This is a genomic window from Hymenobacter jeongseonensis (assembly GCF_015694725.1).
GTDB classification, from domain to species: Bacteria; Bacteroidota; Bacteroidia; order Cytophagales; family Hymenobacteraceae; genus Hymenobacter; species Hymenobacter jeongseonensis.
Map to the genome: position 1 here is coordinate 438545 of NZ_JADQDQ010000004.1, position 23235 is coordinate 461779.

At 57.5% G+C, this 23235-nt stretch carries 19 protein-coding genes; 5 read left to right on the top strand and 14 right to left on the bottom strand.

Features of this window, described 5'->3' with window-relative positions; translation table 11 throughout:
• Positions 1 to 8: 8 nt before the first annotated feature.
• From I2I05_RS11415 to I2I05_RS11435, 5 genes are all read right to left on the bottom strand, one after another.
• The gene (locus tag I2I05_RS11415) at positions 9 to 1199 is read right to left on the bottom strand and encodes an ATP-grasp domain-containing protein (RefSeq protein WP_196282368.1); all 1191 of its coding nucleotides are present in this window, start codon (positions 1197 to 1199) and stop codon (positions 9 to 11) included.
• Between the two features lie 36 nt (positions 1200 to 1235).
• Complete coding sequence (locus I2I05_RS11420; RefSeq protein ID WP_196282369.1) at positions 1236 to 2060, bottom strand: type 1 glutamine amidotransferase; 825 nt, start codon at positions 2058 to 2060, stop codon at positions 1236 to 1238.
• A gap of 121 nt (positions 2061 to 2181) precedes the next feature.
• Positions 2182 to 3279 carry a carboxylate-amine ligase gene (locus I2I05_RS11425; protein ID WP_196282370.1) on the bottom strand — a complete coding sequence of 366 codons (1098 nt, stop codon included), beginning with the start codon at positions 3277 to 3279 and terminating at the stop codon, positions 2182 to 2184.
• A gap of 97 nt (positions 3280 to 3376) precedes the next feature.
• Complete coding sequence (locus I2I05_RS11430; protein WP_196282371.1) at positions 3377 to 4498, bottom strand: ATP-grasp domain-containing protein; 1122 nt, start codon at positions 4496 to 4498, stop codon at positions 3377 to 3379.
• A 78-nt stretch (positions 4499 to 4576) separates the two neighbouring features.
• Complete coding sequence (locus tag I2I05_RS11435; RefSeq protein ID WP_196282372.1) at positions 4577 to 5281, bottom strand: alpha/beta fold hydrolase; 705 nt, start codon at positions 5279 to 5281, stop codon at positions 4577 to 4579.
• 136 nt (positions 5282 to 5417) lie between these two features.
• Here I2I05_RS11435 and I2I05_RS21905 point away from each other — a divergent pair, with 136 nt between their 5' ends.
• Positions 5418 to 6980, top strand: coding sequence for an alpha/beta hydrolase-fold protein (locus I2I05_RS21905; protein ID WP_230688282.1), 1563 nt, complete (start codon positions 5418 to 5420; stop codon positions 6978 to 6980).
• Positions 6981 to 7361: 381 nt separating this feature from the next.
• Here the strand turns inward: I2I05_RS21905 and I2I05_RS11450 are convergent, their stop codons facing one another.
• Both I2I05_RS11450 and I2I05_RS11455 read right to left on the bottom strand, forming a co-directional pair.
• A complete protein-coding gene (locus I2I05_RS11450) occupies positions 7362 to 7988 on the bottom strand; it encodes an AlbA family DNA-binding domain-containing protein (RefSeq protein ID WP_196282373.1) in 627 nt (208 codons plus the stop codon).
• Positions 7989 to 8097: 109 nt separating this feature from the next.
• Positions 8098 to 8520, bottom strand: coding sequence for a DUF3127 domain-containing protein (locus tag I2I05_RS11455; protein WP_196282374.1), 423 nt, complete (start codon positions 8518 to 8520; stop codon positions 8098 to 8100).
• Positions 8521 to 8645: 125 nt separating this feature from the next.
• Here I2I05_RS11455 and I2I05_RS11460 point away from each other — a divergent pair, with 125 nt between their 5' ends.
• Entirely contained in the window at positions 8646 to 9641 is a 996-nt protein-coding gene (locus tag I2I05_RS11460; protein ID WP_196282375.1) for an isoaspartyl peptidase/L-asparaginase family protein, read from the top strand.
• 82 nt (positions 9642 to 9723) lie between these two features.
• Here the strand turns inward: I2I05_RS11460 and I2I05_RS11465 are convergent, their stop codons facing one another.
• The 3 genes from I2I05_RS11465 to I2I05_RS11475 form a co-directional block, all read right to left on the bottom strand.
• Positions 9724 to 10710, bottom strand: coding sequence for an aldo/keto reductase (locus I2I05_RS11465; RefSeq protein ID WP_196282376.1), 987 nt, complete (start codon positions 10708 to 10710; stop codon positions 9724 to 9726).
• A gap of 175 nt (positions 10711 to 10885) precedes the next feature.
• Positions 10886 to 11806 (bottom strand): cyanophycinase, encoded by a 921-nt coding sequence (locus I2I05_RS11470; protein ID WP_196282377.1) that lies wholly within the window; start codon positions 11804 to 11806, stop codon positions 10886 to 10888.
• Positions 11807 to 11908: 102 nt separating this feature from the next.
• Positions 11909 to 13723 (bottom strand): M1 family metallopeptidase, encoded by a 1815-nt coding sequence (locus tag I2I05_RS11475; RefSeq protein WP_196282378.1) that lies wholly within the window; start codon positions 13721 to 13723, stop codon positions 11909 to 11911.
• Between the two features lie 395 nt (positions 13724 to 14118).
• Here I2I05_RS11475 and I2I05_RS11480 point away from each other — a divergent pair, with 395 nt between their 5' ends.
• Positions 14119 to 15897 (top strand): L,D-transpeptidase family protein, encoded by a 1779-nt coding sequence (locus I2I05_RS11480; RefSeq protein ID WP_196282379.1) that lies wholly within the window; start codon positions 14119 to 14121, stop codon positions 15895 to 15897.
• A 327-nt stretch (positions 15898 to 16224) separates the two neighbouring features.
• On the top strand, positions 16225 to 16929 hold the full coding sequence (locus tag I2I05_RS22445; protein WP_196282380.1) for a helix-turn-helix domain-containing protein: 705 nt from the start codon (positions 16225 to 16227) through the stop codon (positions 16927 to 16929).
• Between the two features lie 1349 nt (positions 16930 to 18278).
• On the opposite strand, the gene I2I05_RS11490 is transcribed toward I2I05_RS22445, so the two are convergent.
• Both I2I05_RS11490 and I2I05_RS11495 read right to left on the bottom strand, forming a co-directional pair.
• Positions 18279 to 18770, bottom strand: a complete 492-nt coding sequence (locus tag I2I05_RS11490; protein WP_196282381.1) for a hypothetical protein — start codon at positions 18768 to 18770, stop codon at positions 18279 to 18281.
• A 239-nt stretch (positions 18771 to 19009) separates the two neighbouring features.
• The gene (locus I2I05_RS11495) at positions 19010 to 20500 is read right to left on the bottom strand and encodes a DEAD/DEAH box helicase (RefSeq protein ID WP_196282382.1); all 1491 of its coding nucleotides are present in this window, start codon (positions 20498 to 20500) and stop codon (positions 19010 to 19012) included.
• A gap of 319 nt (positions 20501 to 20819) precedes the next feature.
• On the opposite strand from I2I05_RS11495, the gene I2I05_RS11500 reads away from it, so the two are divergent.
• On the top strand, positions 20820 to 21332 hold the full coding sequence (locus I2I05_RS11500) for an NUDIX domain-containing protein (RefSeq protein ID WP_196282383.1): 513 nt from the start codon (positions 20820 to 20822) through the stop codon (positions 21330 to 21332).
• A gap of 5 nt (positions 21333 to 21337) precedes the next feature.
• Here I2I05_RS11500 and I2I05_RS11505 read toward each other — a convergent pair whose 3' ends face one another.
• A complete protein-coding gene (locus I2I05_RS11505; protein ID WP_196282384.1) occupies positions 21338 to 22456 on the bottom strand; it encodes a hypothetical protein in 1119 nt (372 codons plus the stop codon).
• 28 nt (positions 22457 to 22484) lie between these two features.
• Entirely contained in the window at positions 22485 to 23075 is a 591-nt protein-coding gene (locus tag I2I05_RS11510) for a hypothetical protein (protein WP_196282385.1), read from the bottom strand.
• Positions 23076 to 23235 lie beyond the last annotated feature (160 nt).

The window sequence follows — 23235 nt, forward strand, 5'->3', positions numbered from 1 at the left end:
TAAGCTGCCTACCGTTCAAACAAAGGAGTCGTGCCACCCACCCAATCCTTGTCCTTGTTGAAATCCACCCCTATCATTTCGCCCCGGCTCAGCCGGCTGAGGCCAGTGAGCAGCTGCGGTTTCGCCTCGCCTTTGGGCCAGATGTAGAGCAGGCGGATTTCGCATTTTACCAAGCCATCGGGCGATTGCACCACTGGCTCATAAGCCACTTTGCGCTGTAATAAATAATTGTGCTTGTCGGGCAAAGCAGCCAATTCTTCGGCGGTGATGTGTAGACGTACGCCGGCTCCGGCAAAGGAAAACAATGGTTTGAGAACGTAATTCTCCAAGTCTTCCGGGTACGCGGCAAGCTGGTGCAAATAATAGCTGGGCGGCACAAACGGCCCGTGTAGCAGCGGCAAGGTGTATTTGCTAATCCGAAAAAACCAATTGGGATGGCCCACCCACGTTACATCTACGTCGTCGGTTAAATTAAATTGCAAGTCTAATTCTGGATAGCGGGCCAATTCATCAAAAATAACGCGGTTATAAATGCGTTTAATTTTAATTAATTCGCCGTTTTTCTCGTAGAATAATGCGCGGCCTTGGCGCTGAACTTTGGTCAGGCAAATAGCCTCAATTCCCCAGAGCGTTTTTGATAATGCAAAGTCAATTCGCGTCTTTTGCTGCTCCGGAAATAGCTCCAACAAAATGACGTTTTCTGCCGATTCCCCGCCCAAAATAAACTGGCGCATCCGCTCCTGATAACCCTGGAAATCAAGCGTTGCCAAAAAGGGGCTGACGGTGTCCGCGATGGGGTAGTGCTGCTTGAAAACAGTGGGCAGCCAGGACTGAAATGCGTAAAGTGAGGGAAATCCCTGCATTTCAATTAGCTGCGGTTCCAGTTCGCCGGCAGCATCACGGCACACCGCAAAATCGAAAGTTAGGAATTCGGGGTGCTGGTCTTCATTGGGAACGCGCTGGTGCGCCGGGATTGAGCCTTCGGTTAATTCTTTGAAATTTGGCTGTTCAATTACTTCAATGATGCTTTCGCCGGCCGCAATTAATTTATCGCGCAGCACCGCTGGTATAAAAACCGGCGTTTCAGCCACCCGGAAATCGAGTTGGCCGGGCAGTTGCCGGTCGATGTCGGCTAACATTTCCTGATAGCTAGCCGGGCTGAACGCGGCGTTGAATCTCTGGCGGTGTTCAGGAATCATAAAGCGGAAGTTGGGCCCGGTAGGGGAAAATTGGAACTATACGGCGGTGAGCTGGCCCATTTGGGCCAGTGCGCGACGCAGGAACGTGGGCACGATTACCGACTCCGTGCGCTCAATGGTGTCGGGGTTGGCGAGCAGGTGCACCATTTCCTCGTACTTTTCTAAGCCGTAGGTGGTCACTACCTGTTGCTTGCGCTCGGCGGTAAGCATGTAGCGCAGCATGCCTTCGCCGTCGGCTTCCGGGTGGAACTGCGTGCCCAGTATTTCAGGCGTGAAGCGGATGGCCATTACGGCGCGGGGCAGCGGCACGTGGGGCCGGTCTTTTTCCAGGCATAGCACTTCGGCGCCCAACTCCTCGAGGCGGGGCCAGTCGAGGTTGGTGAGCTGGTAATCGCGCGAATCGACGATGTAGAACGGTTCGGGCAAGCTTTGAAGCACGGGCTCAAGCAGGCCAGCAGGGGTGAGGTGCACCGGCAGCACCCCAAACGAAGTGGATTTGCGCCGGCCAATTTCGCCCACGCCCAAGTGCCGGCTCACCAACTGAAACGAGTGGCAAATCAGTAACAAATGCTTTTTCTGGTTATTCGCTTGGTTATGAGCCAGCAGCGAATCGACAAAATCAAAGTAGCGCGGCTCCCAGGCCTCCTCCGATGCCAGCGGGCTGCCGGGGCCGCCTGTCGAGATGTACAGGTCGTAATCCAAACCGGGAAGCTCATTTTCAGCCCGGACGTTAAACGTATCAACGGCAAACGGAACGCCATTTTCTGTGCTGCCACGGCTCAGCAGCTGCCGAATGCAGCGCATGCCCTCGTTCGGCGCGTTGTTATACATATCAAGAATGGCAATGCGAATAGCCTCCATAGCGTATCAGGGTAAGCAGCTGGCAGCACCAGCAAATAAATAAAGCCCAAGCCCAAGCTTGGCTGAAAAAGAAGCAACGCCCCCGGTAAGGTGGGCGTTGCGAAAGACAAAGATAATTGACTTACAGCCCGTGGGCAGTCTCGGCCAGGATATAGTCAACCACCTTGCTCAGGTCCCCGGTTTCGCGGAATACCTGGAGCTGGCGGTCGGCGCCGGTGCCCATTTCCAGCATTTTGAGTACGTATTCTACTTCGTGGCGGCTGCCTAAATCGTCGACTACGTCGTCGATAAAGTCCAGCAGTTCCAGAATAAGCTGGCGCGTGGGCACTTCCTCCTGCTTGCCAAAGTCAATCATGCGGCCATCGAGGCCGTAGCGGGCGGCGCGCCATTTGTTTTCCTTAATCAGCGCGCTGCGGTAAATGCGAAAGTTGAGGTTCTGAGACTTCAGCTTGTAGATTTTGGCTACCAGCGCTTGCATCACGGCCGCAACGGCCACAGTTTCGTCGGCGCGCATCATCATGTCGCAGATGCGGTATTCGATGGTGTCGAAGAAGGGGTGGAGGCGGATGTCCCACCAGATTTTTTTGCCGTTGTCGATGCAGCCGGTCTTAATCAGCAGTTGCAGAAACTCGTCGTAGTCGCTGGCACTGTGGAAGTAACCCGGAATACCCGTGCGCGGAAACCGCTCAAATACCTTGGTGCGAAACGACTTGTAACCCGTTTCGCGGCCTTCCCAAAAAGGAGAATTGGTACTGAGCGCAAACAAGTGGGGCAGAAAATACCGCAGCGTGTTCATCATGTACACCCCGATTTCCCGGTTTTCGATGCCCACGTGCACGTGCATGCCAAAAACGAGGTTGGACCGGGCGGCTTCCTGCAATTCCTCCACAATTTTATCGTAGCGGACATCGGGCGTGATGGGCTGGTCCTGCCACCGCGAAAACGGGTGGGTGCCAGCGGCACCAATTTTCAGGTTCTGCTTGTCGGCCAATTCCATTACCTGGCGGCGCAGGTGAAACACTTCGGTTCGGGCCTCGCTGATGTTGTGGCAAATATTGGTGCCCACTTCCACCACGGCCTGGTGCATTTCGGCTTTCACCTGTTCGTGCAGGGTCACGCGGCCCCCTTCCACAATTTGCGACAGGTGCGAGCGCAACTCCCGGGTTTCGGGGTCAATGGTTTGAAATTCTTCCTCGATGCCGAGGGTAAACACGGGCATGGCCATAAACGGAGTTAAGTAAACGAGGAATGAAGCGCCCACAAGACCCGGCGCGCAGGCGCGCGCCGGGCCGGAGCCATGAGAGGCGTAAAAGGACTTATTCGGCTTTCTTGGCCGCCGGTTTCTTGGCGGCTGCTTTAGGCGCGGCCGCTTTTGGCTTCGCGGCTGGCTTAACGGCTGTTTTTGCAGCCGCCGGCTTTTCGGCTGCTTTGGGCGCGGCGCGCTTCTTCGGCGCGGGCGCGTCGGCTACCGTGAAGTGGGTATCGGTGGCCTTGGCGCGATGCGGATGCACAAACGTGCCCCAGGTCAAATTGTCCTGGCCGGGCTTTTGGGCTTGGGCGCGCGCAATGGCCATATTGGCCGCCGCTTCCACTACCCATTCGAAGTTTTTCTCGCCCACGGAATTGATGTCGGCATCGGGCGCGGGGTTGCCAAAGTCAATGGCGATGGGAATGCCGTCGCGCACGGCAAATTCTACGGTGTTGAAGTCATAGCCGAGGCCGGCGTTCAGTTTCAATACGTAGTCCTTCATGGTGGCGAGTAGTTTCTCGCCGGCCTCGCCCGTCGTTTTCATCTCGGTGGCGTAGCGCAGGTGCGGCTCGTTGCGGGGCTCGTAGGGCATGATGAGTACCTCGGTGCCGCCAATGCAGTAGCAACGGAAGTAATCGGTGAAGTCCACGGCTTCCTGAAAAAGCATAACCAGCTGGCCGGTTTCGGCATAAGCGCGAAAAAAATCATCGGGCGAATCCAGCTTGTACACGCTTTTCCAGCCGCCGCCGGAATGTGGTTTCATGTAAGCCGGGAAGCCAATGTGGCGGAAGGCAGCGTCCCAGTCCATCATCGACAGGTTGCGGAAACTGCGTTCGCTGGTGTCCGAAGGCCGCTCCTTGCTGGGCAAGAGCAGGGTTTTGGGCACGGGCACGCCCAAGCGCACGGCCAGTGCGTTGTTGAAGAATTTTTCGTCGGCCGACCACCAAAAGGGGTTGTTTATCACGGCCGTGCCCATCAGGGCTGCATTTTTGAGGTAGGCCCGGTAAAAAGGCACGTCCTGCGAAATGCGGTCGATGATGACGGCGTAGTCCGGCGCCACGTGCTGTTCCACTTGGTCAATGTTTACAAACTCAGCGCTGATGCCGGCTGGTGCTTTCTGATTGACGCGGTCGATGAAAGCTTGGGGAAAGGTGTTTTCCTGTCCGAAAAGGATGCCGATTTTTTTCATAGTGCGGTTTTGTTGGTGTTTGGTAAGTTAAGAAGGGCTTGTGAGGAAGGGCAGCTGCTTGTGGTAAAAAACGGGCGGCTAAATGGTATTCAGGTATTGCGGGAACATTTCGCGCCATACCGGCCAGTCGTGGTCGCCAAACGGCTTCACGTCCAGGGTATGATGAATGCCTTTTTCCTGCAAAATGCGCGAAATATTGAACGTGGAATGCCGGCAGAAATCGTGCTCCGCCGTGCCCAGGATAATATTCATCCACTGGAAATGCTCGCTCTGAGCGCCGGGCAAGTATTCGGGCGGGTTGTTGTAATACACGTTGTCGTCGTGGTACCCGTCCATAAACTGGCGGATATCGAAGGCGGCGCCCATGGTAAATAAGTGCGCGACATGGTTGGGGTGCCGAAAAGCGAAATTCAGCGCGTGGTAGCCTCCAAAGCTGCACCCGGCCACGCCAATCTTGTCCACGTTGCACTCTTTTTGAAGCATCGGCACCAGCTCATCGCTCAAAAACTGGTCGTAAAACACGTGGTTTTTTACCCGGATAGCGGGTTCCAAATGCTTCGCATACCACGAAAAACGGTCAATGCTGTCAATGCAGAAGAGCTTGACGCGGCCGGCTTCGATTAGCGGCCGCGCCGCTTCAATCAGCTTGAAATCACGGGCTTCGTTGTCGTGCCCGCCCGAAGTCGGAAAAATCACGACTGGATAGCCCCAAGTGCCGAAAACCAGCATGTCGATGTCTTGGCCGAGGTGGTGCGAATAAAATCGCCGATGTTGTTCGTGCACAGGGTCGGGGGTGAGAGGGTGGAGGAAGATTTTAAAGCAGTACGGCAAACTAGTAAAAAATAACGGCCCTGCCACGGGGAGGCTGTTCTAAACCGAATGGCGGCCCCGACTCACGTCGGCTGCGTTACTTTGTTTTATGCTTCTCCAATCGTCCAGCCCCACTGCTTCCTTTGCTGGAACCCGACTTGTTCGGGAGGTTCTGGTTTCCAGCTTCTTGGGGCGCGAAGTAGAACTGACTATCCTGCTGCCTCCCGCCGAGTCCGGCGCCAGCACCCCGTATCCGGTTCTGTATTTGAATGATGGGCAGGACCTCGAGCGGCTAAACTTTCAAGCCACGCTCGATAATTTATATGCGTGCCATGCCGTACTGCCCTTCGTAGTGGTGGCCGTGCATGCCAACGAGCAACGGGTGCAGGAATACGGCACGGCCGCGCACGCTGATTTTAACGGCCGCGGCAGCCTGGCCGGGGCCTATTCGAAATTTGTATTAGAAGAGCTGCTGCCGTTTGCGCAAGCCAACTACCAAGCCTCTCCCGACCCGGCGCGGGCCGTGATGGCGGGGTTTTCGCTTGGCGGCCTGTCGGCGTTCGATTTGGTTTGGCATCATCCCCAGGCCTTTGCGCGGGCGGGGGTGTTTTCGGGTTCATTTTGGTGGCGGCAGCGGGCCGTGGGCGCCGGCTACACGCCCGCCGACCGCATTATGCACGGCCTCGTGCGGGCCGGCCAGCTCCATCCCAGCCACCGGTTCTGGCTGCAAACCGGCACCCTCGACGAACGTAGCGACCGCAACGAAAACGGCGTTATTGATTCCATCGAAGACTGTCTCGATTTAATTGAGGAGCTGATTAAGCACGGGTTGAATGTGCACCAAGCCCTGCGCTACGTGCAGGTGGAGGGCGGCCACCACCACCCCGATACTTGGGGCCGCGTGATGCACGACTTCCTGCAGTGGGCTTTCGGGCAGGAGGGCAGCGCAGCGGGTATGCCGGCGCCGCTGCCGGTTGTGCGGCTGCAATTCGACCCAACGCTAGTCCCGGCCATCCTGCCCGCTACGGCGGCCCGCATTGCCGAGCCGGCTCCCGAGCCCCTCGTGTTGCCCGCATCTGCTGCTCACGAGCTGCACCCAACCCCAGTTTTGCCTGACGTTACTCACCCAACAGCTTCCCGCCACATGCCAATTGCCCGTCCAGCCGCAGGAGATTTCATGCCTTACGCCGCCACCTACATCAACCAGGTTCCGGACGGTGCCGACCCGCGGGAAGTCCTGCGGGCCATTGCGCCGGAATTTCACGCTTTGTTTAGCCACCTCACCGAGGCCCAAACGGAAAAGGGCTACGCCGATGGCAAGTGGACGCTGAAGGAAATGATTCAACACCAGATTGATACGGAACGCATCTTTGCCTACCGCGCCATGCGGTTCGCCCGCGGCGACAGCCAGGACCTGCCCGGCTTTGACCAAGACGACTACGTTGCGCAAAGTGGTGCCAATGCCCGCACCGTAGCCAGCCTGCTAGCTGAGTACGATGCTACTCGTGCTTCGACCCAAGCCCTTTTCGACAGCTTCAGCGACGAGCAGCTTGACCGGCGCGGCACGGCCAACGGCGGGCCCGCCACCGTGCGGGCGTTGCTGTTCATCGTGCCGGGGCACGAGTTGCATCACCTCCACATCATCCGCGAGCGGTATTTGCCCGTGCTGTAGGATTTCGGTAAATTTTCTACCTTCGCCGGGCACAACACGCCGGCAGGGCTGTTCGTTAAAATCCCCAACAACCTAGACCCTACTTAAACTTCTTTTCAATCATGGCCAAAGCACAAGACGCGCGCAAAGAGAAAAAGAAAGAACCCGTTAAATCTCTGAAAGAAAAAAAGGCCGAAAAGGACGAGAAGAAAGTTGCTCGGGCCCGCAAGCAAGAGTAATTAACTTAATTTCTGCTTTGGGCAGATTATCCAGATTCGGTAGTCGGTTCAGTTAACGCTATTGAATACCAAAAAGGCCCCTCTTTTGAGGGGCCTTTTTGGTTGGAGCTCTGTTAATTTGGAATCTGAAAAACTGAGAAAAGCACCTTCGCCAATAGTCAATTCACAAGGTGTAGTATGGCTCTTTTTCTTTGTCGTGGTGGCGGATATACCCGTGCAGCACCAGCTTGATTAACGTTTGGAAAGCCCGGCGCTTGCCAAAGTTCACCAGCCTCATATACTGCGCCAGCGTGATACGGGGGTGCGTTTTCAAGTAGTCCAGCACGGCCAGTTCTTGTTTGCTGAGGGGGATTTGCTCGAAGCGGGAATCGGGCTGCTGGCGTTCCAGTATTTTCTCGGTGAGGCCGCTGGTTTGCACGCTGGCGTCGCGTACGCGCACAAAGCCGCGCCAATCGTTGGGTGCTACCTGGGCCCGGTGCGGTTTGTTGCGGCTCTCGGGCACGGTCACAATCAGCACGGTGCGGCCGTCCTCTTCCAACTCCTGAAAGTGCAGGGTGGTCAGGGGCGGCTCGATGTAGTGCTGGGCGGCTTCGCGGAGGACAAACAGCTCTTCCTCGGCGTCGCGCACGCCGATTATGCGGCCGGCATCGTCCACGCCCACCAGCACTTTTCCGCCGTGGGTGTTGGCCAATGAAACCAGGGTGCGGGAAATCCGGTGCGGGTGCGTGGTTTTTTGTTTGAATTCCAGCTCTTCACCTTCGCCGCGTGCAATTAGCTCGTGCAAATCCATGGCGCAGTATACGCAGGCGCACAACAAAAAAAAGGCCGCTCCCGATAATCAGGAGCGGCCTTTTTAGAAGTTAGTTTTCGCTGGGCGGCTGCCCAGGCGAAGCGCTGCCTTAGAAGGGCAAGTCGTTGTCGTCGTCGCTGGCGATGGGAGCCGCCGAAGGCTGGGCACGCAACGTGGGGTTCTGGTTTTGGGCAGCTGGGCGGGGAGCTGCTTGCTGCTGCTGGCCGCCGCCGTAGCCGCCGGCATTGCCGCCCGAAGCGGGCTCAATCTTCCAGGCTTCCAGGTTGGTAAAGTACAGCATCTGACCGTTTTTGTTGAAGCCACGGCCACGCAGGTTGAAGGTTACCTTCACCTCGTCGCCCATTTTGAAAGGGTCGATGAGGCTGGTTTTGTCCTGGACCATCTGGAACTTAATATGCTCGGGATACTGGCCGTCCTGGACCTCGAGCACGAACTCACGCTTGCGGAATTTCTCGCTTACCTGCTGTTCGTCAAATATTTCGTGCAGCCGGCCGGTTACGTCGTATGCCATAAAAGTAAGGTGTTTGGGGATTAGAAAACTTGAGGGTCAAACCTACGAAAAAAAACACGAGCCAGCCGCTGCCCGTTCCCGTCAGCTACCTTTGAAGCCATAATTCTCAATAATTTTCTGCCCTCATGTTTGCTCTCGCAATCCACGGCGGGGCCGGCACCATTGCCCGCGCCTCGCTGAAGCCCGCCGACGAAATGCGGTACCGCGCCGCCCTCGAAGCCGCCCTCGCTACCGGCTACGACCTGCTTCGTGACGGGGCCTCGGCTCTGGATTGCGTAGAAGCCGCCGTGCGCAGCCTCGAAGACTGTCCCTTGTTCAATGCCGGGCGCGGAGCGGTGTTCACCCACGAAGGCCACCACGAAATGGACGCCGCCATCATGGCCGGGCATACCCGCCTGGCCGGGGCTGTGGCCGGGGTGCGGCAGGTGCAAAACCCCATTCGGGCCGCCCGCTTGGTGATGGAAAAAACGGAGCACGTGCTGCTGGCTTATCCCGGCGCCGATGAACTGGCCCGCGAGCACGGCCTCCCGCTGCAGCCCGTGGAGTATTTCTTTACCCAGCACCGCCACGACCAGTTGCAGGAAGCCCTGCGCGAAGGCCGCATGCGCCTCGACCACAGCCAAGCAGTCGGCGCAGGCTCGCAAGTTGTAGCGCCTCTTGAAGAACCAGAAAAGTTCTCAGAAGCACCCGTGTTTGCTGACCCCAACTGGAAGAAAGGAACAGTGGGTGCCGTGGCCCGCGACCAATTCGGGAACCTGGCCGCGGCCACCAGTACCGGCGGCATGACCAATAAGCGCTACGCCCGCATCGGCGACACGCCCATTATCGGGGCCGGCACCTGGGCCGACGCCCGTTGCGCCATCAGCTGCACCGGGCACGGCGAATACTTCATCAGGGCCGTGGCCGCCTATGACGTCGCGTGTTTGATGGAATACAAAAACCTGTCGTTGGAAGAAGCCTGCCGCATTGTGGTGCACGACAAGCTTGGCCCCGATGGCGGCGAAGGCGGCCTAATTGGCATCGACGCGGCCGGCAATGTGACGCTGCCTTTCAATTCGGAAGGCATGTATCGCGGCTCCCGCGCCGAGGGGGGCGAGCCCATAGTAGCTATCTATAAATAAGCAGGAGCTGAAAACGACGATGCCCAACACAAGGCAATATCACCGTTCCCAACTCCTGTCTAGTTAGTAGCGAACACAAGATTTACCAGACGTGGTGGACCAGCGGCTTGATTCTGTGGTCATAGATTTCGCGTACCGCTTGCATTTGGTCCTGCGTTAGGGCGGGTAGCTCAGCGGCTTGCAGGTTCGAGAGAATCTGTTCGGGGCGGGAGGCCCCGGGAATCACGCAGCTTACTTCATCGAACATCAGCACCCAGCGCAGCGCCAGGGCTGCTAGCTGCGGCTGCTCCGGGAAAGCGGCTTTCAATTCTTCCACGGCTTCTAGGCCCGTGGCGTAGTCCACGCCGGAGAAGGTTTCGCCTTTGTCGAAGGCTTCGCCCTGGCGATTGAAATTGCGGTGGTCCTCGGCCGCGAAGTGGGTTTGGGCCGTGAACTTGCCCGTAAGTAAGCCGCTGGCCAGGGGCACTCGCACAATCAGGCCGACGTCGCGGCGGGCGGCTTCCTTAAACAGCAATGCCGGCGGACGCTGGCGGAACATGTTGAAGATGAGCTGCACGGTGGTCACGTTGGGAAACTCAATGGCTTTCAAGCCTTCCTCCACTTTTTCGATGCTAACGCCCAGGTGCTGAATCTTGCCTTCTTCGCGCATGCGGTCAAACAACTCAAAAATTTCGGGGCGGTAGTAAACCTCCGTGGGCGGGCAGTGCAGTTGCACGAGGTCCAGGGTTTCGAGCTGCATGTTGCGCAGGCTGTCTTCCACAAACCGGCGCAGCACGGCCGGTTGGTAGGCGTCGGCTACGTGGGGCTGAAGCTTTCGGCCGCATTTGGTGGCCACATAAATACGCTCGGACCGGGAGCGGACGAGCCGGCCAACTGCCTTTTCGCTCTCGCCATCGCCGTACACGTCGGCCGTGTCGATGAAGTTGATGCCGGCATCTGCGGCGGCGTTTAAGATTTTGTCGGCATTGTCGTGGCGGAAAGGTTCGCCCCATTTGCCGCCCACCTGCCAAGTGCCCAGGCTTATTTCAGAAACAGAAAATCCGGTTTTGCCCAGCTTGCGGTAATTCATATGAAGAGTGTTTGAAAACGATAAGAGGAGGATGCGCGGCAAGTTCGCCCGCTTCCTAACTAAAACAGGGAGTGAAGTTGCTTACGCTAGCCACCGATTGAAGTAGCAAAAAAAGCCCGCTTATCCTGAAGATGAGCGGGCTTTTGAGGGCAATGAATAAAAAAGACCGATTTGCCTAAGCCACAGGGGAGGCCACAACGGCTTCGTGTGCCAGCGCGTGGGCCGCTTGCGCTTCTTTGCTCACGTAGAATTTCCGGGCGTGCATGTCGTACACGTTGCCTTTGGCCAGCACGTGCATGGTCACGTTCTCGACGGAAAGCACGGTGCCTTTTTTGGCGGCAGCGGCATTGTTGTGCTGGATGGAATGCCCATCCATGATGATAACCAGGTTGGAACCAATGGTTTCGACCAGATTGCCTTGGGTGATAAGCACGCCGGTGTCTTCGCCCAGCCCGATGCCGATGAGCTTGGGGTGCAGCGCCACCGATTCGATGAGGCGCCCAAAGCGGCCGCGCTTCACAAAGTGCGAGTCGATAATGGCCGCGGGCAGCAGCCCCAGGCCGACGCCAATTTTCACGGCCCCTTTTAATAAAGCATCGGGCACGGAGCCGCCCCGAATCATGAGGTGCGACATGGCCATGGCCCCGGCGCTGGTGCCCGCAATCACGAAATGGGGTTCGGCGTGGTAGCGCTGGGTCATGCGGTCCAGGAAATCCGTTTCCCCAAACATTTCGCGCAGCCGCGATTGGTTGCCGCCCGAAAACATGAGCACATCGGCGGCCAGCAAGCGCTCCAGGTACTCGGGCTGGCGAGCGTCTTCGGGGGTACGAATGTTCATGATGCCTACGTTGTGGCAATTGAGCATGGCAAACGAACCCGTGTAAATAGGCCCAACTTCTTCCGGAATCATGGAAGCGGTGGTGATGACTTCGATGCGCGGGTCGAGCTTGCCGGTTTCGAGCACGATGCGCTTGAGGATGCCTAGCTCGAAAAAGTTGAGGTAGTATTTGCGGCGGGTGCGCGGGTTGGGGTAGGTGCCTTTGTCTTCGTTTCCGCCAACGGCGATGAGTTTACCAAGTGGGGTGATGCTTTTCAACGGATATCTATCGTTACTGAGAAAATCAATTCAACGGTCGCCCAAGCGACCAAGCAGGAGCGGAGCCCCGCGCAAAGTTCGGGCCGGATGCCCATTCATTCCCTAAACTAACAACGCATCGAGCGTGCCCGTGGCCACGGAGTGATAATTGGCTCGCGCTTCGGCATAAATTTTTCGGGCGCGGGCCCGGCCATCGGGCGTAGCCAGCAGCGCTCGGTAGAGCGGTACCAAAAATTTGCGCCGGCCCACGTGCCGCAGAAAATTCTCCAGGGCCGGGATTGCCTCGGCGTAGCCCACCCGCAAAGTATGCTGAAACCATGCGGTGAGAATCTCGGCATTGCCAGAGGTGGTAAAGGCAAAGGCGTGGTCGAGCTCCCGAAGCTGCTCGCCCGAAAGCGTGGGTGGCAGGCCGTGCAGAAAGTGCACCCACTCGTGGCTGCTCCAGCTAGCGGTTTCGGGCCGCAGGTCGGCAGGGGAGTTGCCCGCTTGCAGCCGCGCCAGAGTTTGGTCCACGGCTTCGAAGCGGTGGGCCGAAACTGCCGGGGCATTGGCGGGCAGGCCGGGGCCGTCAACCCACTCGCTCAACTGTAGCCGGGCTTCGAGCCCAGGCTCCTTGTTCAGGAGTTCGGCCCGGAGGTAGTCGAGGAAAGTTGCCGTGTCCATCGCCTGAAAACTGAAGCGGGCGAAGTACTCCTTAATAAAGGAGTCCAGTTGGGGCCGGCCAATGAGGCCTTCCAACGTGAGCAGCAGGGAGCAGCCCTTTTCGTACGCAATTTCGGTGAGGCCTTCGTCGGGGTCGCGGCCGGCTAGCGCTAGGCGCAGGTGGGTGTCGGGGCTGGTCGGGCCAATTTCCTGAAGGGTATGGTGCAGGGCGTCGCGCCCGAGTACCTGGAGCATATCGGCATAGTCCCGCCCATACAAATGTTCCATGATGCGGCGCTCGAAATACACTGTGAATCCCTCATTCAGCCAGAAATCATTCCACGTTCCATTTGTAACTAGATTGCCCGACCAAGAATGTGCCAGCTCATGCGCCACCAAACTGGTCAGGCTACGGTCGCCTGCCAGAATTGTAGGTGTTACAAATGTTAACCTAGGGTTCTCCATCCCCCCGAACGGAAAGCTAGGAGGCAGCACCAGCAAATCGTACCGTTCCCAGCGGTAGGGCCCGTAGAGCTGCTCGGCTGCGGCTACCATGTTTTCGAGGTCGGCAAACTCGTGGGTGGCTGCGGGCAGTGTAGCCGGCTCGGCGTAGATGCCGGTGCGGTGGCTAAGCGGAGCAAAGTCGAGGTCGCCGACGGCCAGGGCCATGAGGTAGGCCGGAATGGGCTCTACCATGCGGAAAAAATACACGCCGGTGGCGTTGCGCTGCTGGGGGTTCTCGGCGCTCATCAGGGCCAGCAAATGGGCTGGCACGCGCACCCGCGCCTCGTAGGTGAAGCGGATGCCAGGAGAGTCCTGGCAAGGCAGCCAGGTACGCGCCAAGATGGCCTGCGACTGGGTGAAGAGGAACGGCTGGGGGCCGGCCGTCTGGGCCGGATGTAGCCATTGCAGGGCGGCGGCCGTGGGCGCGGTTCGGTAGCGAATGCGCAGGGCCGTTGTGGCCGGCGCCAGGGCAATGCGTAGCGCCTGGCCCAGGGTTGCATCGGGGGCGGCGAGCGAAAATTCAGCAGGAGTGGCATTCCCGTTCGCGTCCAGTCGGTCTACTGCTTCAATCGTTAAGTCACGCGTATCGAGCACCACTTCATTGGCCGCTTCCGGGTTGGCCAGCTCCCAGGTAGCGCTGCCGGCCAGCGTGTGGTTGTCAAAGTCAACCTTCAAGTCCAGCACCAGGTTCTGCACCCTGGCCGGGCTGCTGCCGGCGTAGCTGTGGGGGTCGGGAGAAAGGTTGGTAATCGCAGGAATGGAAGACGCCATGGGGAAGAGGTGAAAAGGGGCGGGGAGAAAAACCAAAAAAATGCCGGAGGCGTGCTGGAATGAGGAGCAAAGAAGTTCTACCGCCCCTGCATTGATGGCAATTGCCTGATAATTTGTGAGTCAGATGGCAAACCTGGGGTAGCCCCTTCCGAAATGTTTGGCTAAAACACGGGAGTTCGGGCTTCGTCCATTGCACCTAAATGCTTTGCCGTACGAACGCGGGCCGGATTAAGGTCGTTAGTAAGGCAAGGGCTGCCTTGGGTTTGCGTACTTTGCATCCGTTTGGACTGCCTCCGGGTGCTGTCCGGCGCAACCTCGCTTCCCGCTTCGCAGTACAATGCCCGCTCGTGGCAACGGCCCGAGGTTTTATGTCTTCTTTGTATTTAAATTCTTCAATGTATTCCTTCTTTCGTTTCACTTCTTTGTTCTGGGTGTTGCTGGTCGCACTAGGCAGCGTTTCGCTGCAATCGTGCGGCTCCGACTCGTCCAGCGCGTCTGGCGATGCCAAGAACGGCGCGACGGGTGGCCTGTTCGCGTCGAACCCTGGCCCCCAGCCTCGTCTTGATAGTACCTACATCATCAACACGCTCCGGGCCGCGCCGGCTTTTAAGCCGCAACTGCTCGCCGCCCGCCGGTTTTACCGCGACCGTAATTTCCAATTGGCTTGGTTTAAGGACCACAAGCCGGTGCCTCAGGTACAGACTTTACAGGATATTATTGCTAAAGCACAGGAGGAGGGACTAGACCCTAAGACATACCAGACTAAGGACTTTAAAAAGCTGTTTGCCGACTTGGAAGCAGCGCAATCCGATACAACCCGCCGCAATGCCCTGGAGCGCGAGATAGACGTGGCCCTCACGGGCACATACATGCAGTGGGGGTCCGACTTTTACCGGGGCATTGCCAATCCGCGCGATTCGAAGAATACCGCGTGGCAGGTAAAGCCCAACAAAATCAAGCTCCACAAGGCCCTGCTTACTTTTCTGGGCGAGCGCAAAAGCCGGTACAACTACTACGAATTTGCGCCCTTGCATCCCGAATACGATAACCTGCGCAAGGCCCTGGCGGCCTATCGGGAGCAGGAGCGGGCCGGGGGATGGCCGGTATTGCCCGCCTCGCTAAAACTGCGTCCGGGGCAGGCCTCGCCCGCCGTGCCGGCCTTGCGGCAGCGGCTTTGGGGTGGTGCCGGAAGCCCGGGGAAAGCCCAGCCTGCTTCGGCGCCCGTAGCTACGCCGGTATCGCTTCGGGATAGTGCCAAGGCTGGCATTGCCGCCGTGCCCGCCCAACAGGTATACGACCCCGAACTGGTGAATGCCGTGAAGGCTTTCCAGAGCGACGCCGGACTGCGGCCTGATGGCGTGGTGGGCGGCGAGACGCTGACTGCGCTCAATGTGCCCATAGGTACCCGCATCGACCAGATAATTCTGAACATGGAGCGCTGGCGCTGGCTCCCCAAACGCTTCGAGCCAAACTATCTGCTGGTGAATATTCCGGAGTACACCCTGCACGTAGTGGAGGAAAACAAGGAGGTTTTTACGATGCCGGTCATCGTTGGCAAGGCCCTGAACGAAACCCCCATCTTCAGCGATAAAATGGAGTTTGTGGTGCTTTCGCCCTACTGGAACGTGCCCTTCAGCATCATCGAAAACGAGCTCCGCAGCAAGCTGGTGGCCAACCCCAACTACCTCGACCGGCTCGATATGGAGGTCGTGAAAGGCTGGGGCGCCAAGGCTACGCCCGTCGACCCCGCCTCCATTGACTGGGCCAACGTGACGAAGGAGACATTCAAGTACACCCTGCGTCGCCGGCCGGGACCCAAAAATGACTTGGGCGAAGTGAAGTTTATTTTCCCCAATTCCAATGATATCTACCTGCACGACACTCCCCACGACGAGCTGTTTTCACAGACCAATCGCAGCTTTAGCCACGGGTGTGTGCGGGTAAAAGAGCCCATTAAACTGGCTACCTACCTCCTCCGGAACAAGCCCGGCTGGGACCAGGCTACCATCTTGGATACCATTTCGCGGCGCCGCGAAAAATACGTTACCCTCAAGGAGAAGCTGCCTGTTTACCTGGTGTATTTCACTGCTTGGGCCGATGCCGACGGGCACCCCCACTTCCGGAAAGACATCTACGGCCACGACAAAGAACTAGCGCGCGAGTACTTCGATTAGGCGTTTGCCAAACCAGCCAGTCGCAACAGACGTCTTGCTGGTTTGGTTTGTGAGCAGATACCTGGACATATTAAAGCCCGGCAACTTATCAGTTGCCGGGCTTTTTTTATGGTTGATAACGATAGAGCCACAAGCAATAAATAAGCTTGTTAGGTTGATTACAATTATAAACGCAGCACAGAGGTTGTCCATAGTGGCTTAGAATAAATTGATGAACAAATGTAAACCACCTAATTCAAAATCCAAACTATTTGTAAATTATTTTTGAAAATCTTTTTCAGCATAAAAAGATTAGATGTAGTACATTTGTAACTATTACAGTGTGCTATGGTCGAGCGTATTCGAAAGTTGCTGGAATCCCGCCAACTTACTCCTACTCAATTTGCCGATGCCATTGGCATTGCGCGGCCTATTGTCAGCCACATTTTATCGGGCCGGAACAAGCCCAGTCTGGAAGTCGTGCAGCGCATTTTGGCAGCCATGCCGGAGTTGTCCATGCCTTGGCTCCTAAATGGTACGGGGCCCATGTTGGCCAGTGCTATTCCCAGCGCTTCTCCTGAGTTGCGACCGGCGCCTTCGCCAGTTACTCCGCCGGTGCTACCTGTCGAGCAAAAGCTTCAGCAGCAGGTGCTAGTGCCGGTAGATGCACCTACTATGCGTGAAGTTCCAGCTACGGCCACACGTGCTAGGCGTACCCCAAACATTACGAGCATAGAGGGGGGTACTCCTCCCCCTATTAGTAAGACGGCACCCAAGCGGTTTGCTCTGCCCAAAATAGTGGCTCCGCAAGCGATGGTGCGGGAAAATGCCCCGCTCACGCCAGTTTTGCCGAATCCTGAGGCTGCAATTCCCCCCTCAGAAAGAACCGCTGCCCCTCAACCTGCGGCTGCTAGTACGGCAGAGGCTTCGTTTAGTCCATCCACTGATACGAATCCAACGGCTGCTGCCCTTTTTGCTGGGGCAGACAAGCCAATTCGCCGGATTGTGATTTTCTATCGTGACGGCTCCTTCGCAGATTACCAACCCGAGTAGCTGCTCATGCCACGTGGCTGATGTGAGGGAGTGAAGTGGCACTACACTGCTTTCAATAGTAAGCCAAGAATCGGTTGATGATTCAATCGGACGCCCTTCTTATGCCTGCCCAGTACTAAATGGGGGTTTCGAATTGTGCTTGCCGTTTTAATGAGATTATCGCAGACTGAATCTGCCTTTCTGTAGGGAGAGCTGCCTTAAACCCACGAGCTTTTACTGGCTGTTCAATCGGTAATTCCCATTGAGCCAATCCATAATCAACCCGGGTTTGCGTAGGACGCGTTGAACGTGGGTAGTGTCGGATTAATACAATTTGGCAGTATGCCAATGCTCACAATTGAGCCGAGGGATAGGAAGAGTAAGCTGCGCTTAGTACAGGATATGTATTGATATATTTAGCTTAAATGCTTGCTAACTTTTATAGGGTAAAATTCAAGTCTAATAATATCCAGAAAAATTTAGTTTTAAACGCTTGTTAATCAATAATTTTAATATGCCTAACGAAAGTAGTGGTTATGATAAAATATAGCCTTTTTTAACCTGCTTAAGAGCTGATATTATCCTTTCAAAAACTAACGATTATGGGTCTGGATTCTGAGCCCTTGTTGGGAAAAGTAGCCTGCCATGCTAATTTTATAAGCTGACGGACAGCGCCAATAAACAACACTTATTTCGAATAGAATTGACTGTGCATACTAAGCTGTTGAGCGACGCAATAGCATCTGGTTTGCTCATTTTAGTCAGTTGGGTTTGTGGCGTTTTTCCTGTAATGAACCTGAAGGCCATGTGCCCGCTAGGAGCTTTTGTGTTGCATAGCCATACGACCCTACAACGGCGACAACTAGGCTTGTTGTCAATTGTAAAGAGTGTGCACGACTCGGTTCGACGGCTTTTGCCAGGACCATTCCCACCATTTAGAACGTGCCTGGCAGTGAGCAGTGCTCCAGAACGACAACGCTCCGACTTGCATGGGTGGTTGTCGAATTGGTGACGAGAGGTTACCTTCGCACCATGAAACTGTTCCGCACTAATCTCTGGTTGGCCGCTACCGCGGCAATGTTGCTCACCGCCTCCTGCGCCCAGGCCCCAGACGCTGAGAAAGACCCCTCGGCCGATGCTGCTTACAAGCGCGAACACCGTGCTGAAGGATACCGCGAGGCGCAGCGCTCTAACGTCACACGTCAATAATCTTAAAGCGACTGGCTGCTTCGTTGAAGCAACGGTTGTCTTTAGCAGCTCGCAATAAAAAAGCCCCTACCAAATTTTTGGCAGGGGCTTTTTGCGTTTTGGCAAGTTTCGGTGGCTCCAAGCCGTAACCGCTTTCAACGGTACCGGCTGGGGCAGAGCGGCTACTCCGCAACCCCAGCAAAAGCTGGGTTGAGCACCGGACGGTTGTCGAAGCTGGGCAGGGTGATGCCGGCCAACAGGTCGCGCTCCAGCAAGTCGGCCCAGGTGCGCAGGTAGAGCACCACGTCGTCGCGTTGGTTGTGGCGCAGGGCATCGCGGCGCTCGAAGGGAATGGCGGCCCGGATAGCCGGGTCAGAAATCTTCTCTAGGTGCGTGAGGTCGGCGCGGGAAAAGCCGAGGGCCAGCATCTCGTCGATGGTTTGGTCGATGGGCAGGCCGCTCGTGGGGCAGTAGTCGATGAGCTGCCGCTCCCAGTCGCCGTAGCGCTGCATGGCGCGGGCATGAATCTCGGCTTTGGTGAGGCGCGTGACGGTTTGGGCAAGGTGGCCGCAGTTGCAGCTGCCCATGTGGCCCCACTGGTAGGGCGCTTGGGTGGCGAGGCGCTGCGCCGTGGCGCGCAGGGCTTGAATAACGGGAAGCGTGGGCTGGGCCATAGGAGACAAACAGAAATAAATCAGGAGCAAAAGCACGTAATCTGCCCTAAAAAGCCAGATGGCCCGGAAAAAGTTTTCCGGGCCATCTGGCTTTTTCATTGGTATGGTGCCTCAATACAAGAAATGTCATGCTGAGCTTGTCGAAGCAGCTCTATCGCATTACTAAATATGATTAGTTGCGCGTTAGAGCTGCTTCGACCCCGCTCAGCATGTCGTTCTTCTAATCAATTCAGAATTATCTAGAACGAGCCGCGGCGTGAGCCACCGGCATCGCCGCGACGGCGGCCACCTTGGTCGCCACCTTCGCGGCTGCCACCCACGTTTACACGGGCACCGCCGCTGCCGAAGCGACGTGACGTATCCGACTGACCGTTGCCGGCCGGAGCGGCCGGACGGCTGCGGTCGCCACTGGGGCGGCCGCCACCGCTGCCTTGGCCACCGGAACGGGCGCCGCCCTGGCTACCGCCCGAACGACCGCCGCCGCCATTACCGCCTTCGCGGGGGCCGGAACGGGCCGGACGGCCTGCCGGGCCCTTGGGCCGAATGATGCGCTCGTTGCCGTGCAACATCACTGGTTTGATGCGGCCCGAAACGAACGGGTGCTCGGCTTCGATGTCAATCTGACGGCTGATAAGCTTCTGGATATCCTGCAAGTAGGCGCGTTCCTCATCTTCCACGAAGGAAAACGCGGTGCCGAACGCCCCGGCCCGGCCGGTGCGGCCGATGCGGTGCACGTAGGTTTCGGGCTCGTTGGGGATTTCGTAGTTGATAACGTGGGTCAGTTCGTCCACGTCGATGCCGCGAGCGGCAATGTCGGTGGCCACCAGCACACGGGTGCTGCCGGCTTTAAAGTTGGAGAGGGCCCGCTGGCGGTGATTCTGTGACTTGTTGCCGTGAATAGCTTCGGCCGGAATTTGGTTGGCCGCGAGTGCTTTCACTACTTTGTCGGCGCCGTGTTTGGTGCGGGTGAAGACCAAGACGCGCTTGATTTCCCGGTCCTGCAGAATGTGGCGGAGCAGAGCGGGCTTGTCGTTGTTTTCAACGAGGTAAACCGACTGCGTCACGGTATCGGCGGTGCTGCTCACGGGCGTTACGGCCACGCGCACCGGGTTGGGGCGCAGGATGGTGCCGGCCAACTCCTGAATCTGGCCGGGCATGGTGGCCGAGAAGAACAGCGTTTGGCGCTTGGTGGGCAGCTTGGGCAGAATGCGCTTGATGTCGTTGATGAAGCCCATGTCGAGCATGCGGTCGGCCTCGTCGAGCACGAATACTTCGACTTGGCGCAGGTCCACGAAACCCTGGTTCATGAGGTCGAGCAAACGGCCGGGAGTAGCAATAAGCACCTCCACGCCGCGCTTGAGCTGCGCAACCTGCGAGCCCTGGCTCACGCCGCCGAAAATAACGGTGTGGCGAATCTGGCTCAAATGGCGGCCGTAGGCGCCGAAGCTTTCGTTGATTTGGATGGCCAGCTCGCGGGTTGGTGTGAGCACGAGGCAGCGAATGGCGCGCGGGGCGTGGTTAGCTACCTGAGCCGTGCGGTGCAGCACCTGCAGGATGGGCACGGTGAAGGCCGCCGTTTTGCCGGTGCCGGTTTGGGCCACGCCAAGAAGGTCTTTGCCTTCGAGCACGTGGGGAATAGCTTGCTCCTGAATGGGAGTGGGGGTGGTGTATCCTTCCTCTTTGAGGGCTTTGAGGATGGGGTCAATCAGATTTAAATCGTCAAACGTCATGTAAGATGTTTAGTAGTTGGGGTGGAGCAATAAGTGCTCGACCCCGAAGAAATTAGTAGCGGACTAAGGCCCGCAGCCTGTGAAGTGGAGCCTACGCGGTGGCATAAGCCGGCATAGCCACGCCGGACGGTGCCAGGCGTGGGCGGGGTTGGCGGCTCGTCGGAGGCCGTCAGATTCCCTGAATGAAGAGGAATTGGAATGAGGTGCGCTTACTTCGCGGAGACAGCCGAGGCGCGGGGCTTTGCCCGACGCAGCCGGGCAGCGGGCTGCTCCGACGGCGGCCCTGGTTTCAACAAAGGTACAACACAGTAATCCGAACATGCAGATTATCGAGCGCACCCGGGTATTCAACGGGCACTACAAAGTCAACCAGCTAATCGTTCAGGACGGCGACACCCAGCTCAAGCGCGAGCAATTTGCGCCCGGCAAGGCTGTGGCCGCGCTGGTCTATGACACGGCTCGGCAGGTGTACGTCCTCACCCGCCAGTTCCGCATCGGCCCCGAAACCGAAATCCTGGAAATAGCCGCCGGTATGATTGACGGGGACGAAGCCCCCGATACGGCCGTGCGCCGCGAGATTCACGAGGAGCTGGGCTACGAAATCGACAAGCTGGAGAAAATCGTGGACATGTGGCCCTCGCCGGGCACCAGCTCCGAATTAATCACCGTGTACTACGCCGAAGTGAGCCACAAAACCGGCAACGGCGGCGGGCTGGCCGAGGAGAACGAGAAGATTGAAATGGTGGAGCTGACTTGGGAGGCGCTGCTTGCTGAGCCCCTGCAGGATGCGAAGACGGTGCTGGCGGTGCAGTGGGTACGGCTGCGAGAATAGCGTGATTACCGCCACGGCGTCATCGTTTCCGCATGAAGTAGCAACGCCTCTGCCAGCGGGCTCACCGGTAAGTCCACCAAGCGGACGCCATACTTCAATTCATCCGTCATTTCTATCTCGCGGCTGCCGATGCTGATGACGCGGCGCAGGCGCTGGGCATTGCGCCAGTCGCGCAGGGCCACGGCGTTGCCGAAGGCAAAAGCGGTGGCCGGAATGCCGTAGCCTAATATCAGGGGGCCACTGTCGACATCGCCGGAAGTGGTGGCGAAGCTGCCGGGCCATTCCTTATATAGCTGCACTACGCCTAGGTTGGTGCTGAAATCGTTTTGGTAGAGACAGTATTGCTCGGCGGCGAAGATTGGAGCAAAGCGGTAGAGAAAGCAAATACTCCAGCTGAGCATGGAGCCGCGGGGCTCTTCGGCTCCGTGCTGCGGAGTGCTGGGCCGGGATACAAGCAAGCCGGTCTTGCTGTCGGTGAGGTGCTGGCGGGCATAAGCGACCCACTGGGCGCAATACTGTCGGTAGGGGCTGCCGGTGAGTTGGCTGTGCAGGCTCAGGGAGGCCAGGGCCACGGTATTATCTGGTACCCAGGTGAGGCCGGGGTAGGACGGCAGGCAATGGGAGGGCGTGCGCTGGTAGCGCCCGTGCAGCACCCGGGAGAGGGTGTCGTGCAGGCCGGTGTAGCGAGAAGTCGGGTTCAGTAGCCGATGGCAGCCCAGCATCAGGTTCAGGTGGCCGAGGTAGAGAACGGACCCAGCCGTATCGAGGCGGGCAACGGGCGAAGCGGCAGTGCGGGAAAAGGCGCTAATCTCGGAGCTAAGCGCTTTTTGGATGGCAGTCTCGATGTATAGTGCGGCTTCTGCCCGGAAGTTGGGGTCGCGCTCGGCCATGTTGGTCAGGGCATAAACCGAAAAGGAGAGCGAAAACAGCGCCCATTCGGGGTTTAACTCCCTCAGCTTGGTAAGGTCTTGGGCACCAGCCGATGTACCATTGCTAATTTGCTCCAGGTAGTGGGCTTTTTTTCGAAGCGCTGCTGGTGGAGAATGGTGGTACTTCGCTTGGCTGAGCCAACCAAGAAAAACGGCGAGCAGCACTAATAAAATCAGTACTGTTCGCCGTCTCATTATTTATTAGGTCTGATTGGGTGAGTGCCTACTGCGCGGCTGGCAGCGTCAGAATATAATCAAACGTCTGGTACAGCTTGGCGTCGCGGATGCTTACGTTCAGCTCCTGGGCTTCCATTTTGGGGAAAGGCAGGGCGCGCTGGGCCTGGTAAAGGTCGCGGCCGAAGAAGCGTCCGGCGCCCGGCGCCAGGGTTTGGGCGAGAACTTCCTTACCATCCTTATCGGTAACGGTGAGGGTGAGGTTGGACAGGTCGGCGTTTTTGGGGCCCTGGCGGTGGATGGTGACCAGCAGCGCGCCACCGGGCGGAATGGCGGCCACGCGGCGCTGGTAAGTAGTATCGGCCCAGTCCTTGAGCTTGCGCAGGGCTTCGATTTCGGTGAGGATGTCGGTGTAGGAACGGTAGCCGATGCGGGTGAAGGAGCCGTCGACGTCCTGCTCTTCGTCGGTGTTTTTGGTCACGTTCTTCACGTAGGGCGACACGGCGTCTTTTTGGGCAAATGTGTAGCGGCTCCGGCCTTTGGCAGCCTTGCCGGTGGGCTGGGCCAGGACCGTGCCGGCCAATAAAGTGAAAACGCCAATGGTGAGAAAATTACGAATCAAGCGAGGAAAAATGGGCATAAGTGGGATTGAATTAAAGAAGTAAATGAAAATCAAATGGGTTCTAGAAATAGACAAGGCAACAAAGAAACTACATCCCACCCGAACGCTGGGAGTAACGGCCCGGAAAGGTAGAAATTATATACTTAGGCCCCGAGTCTTTATACAAGGGTAACGCGGC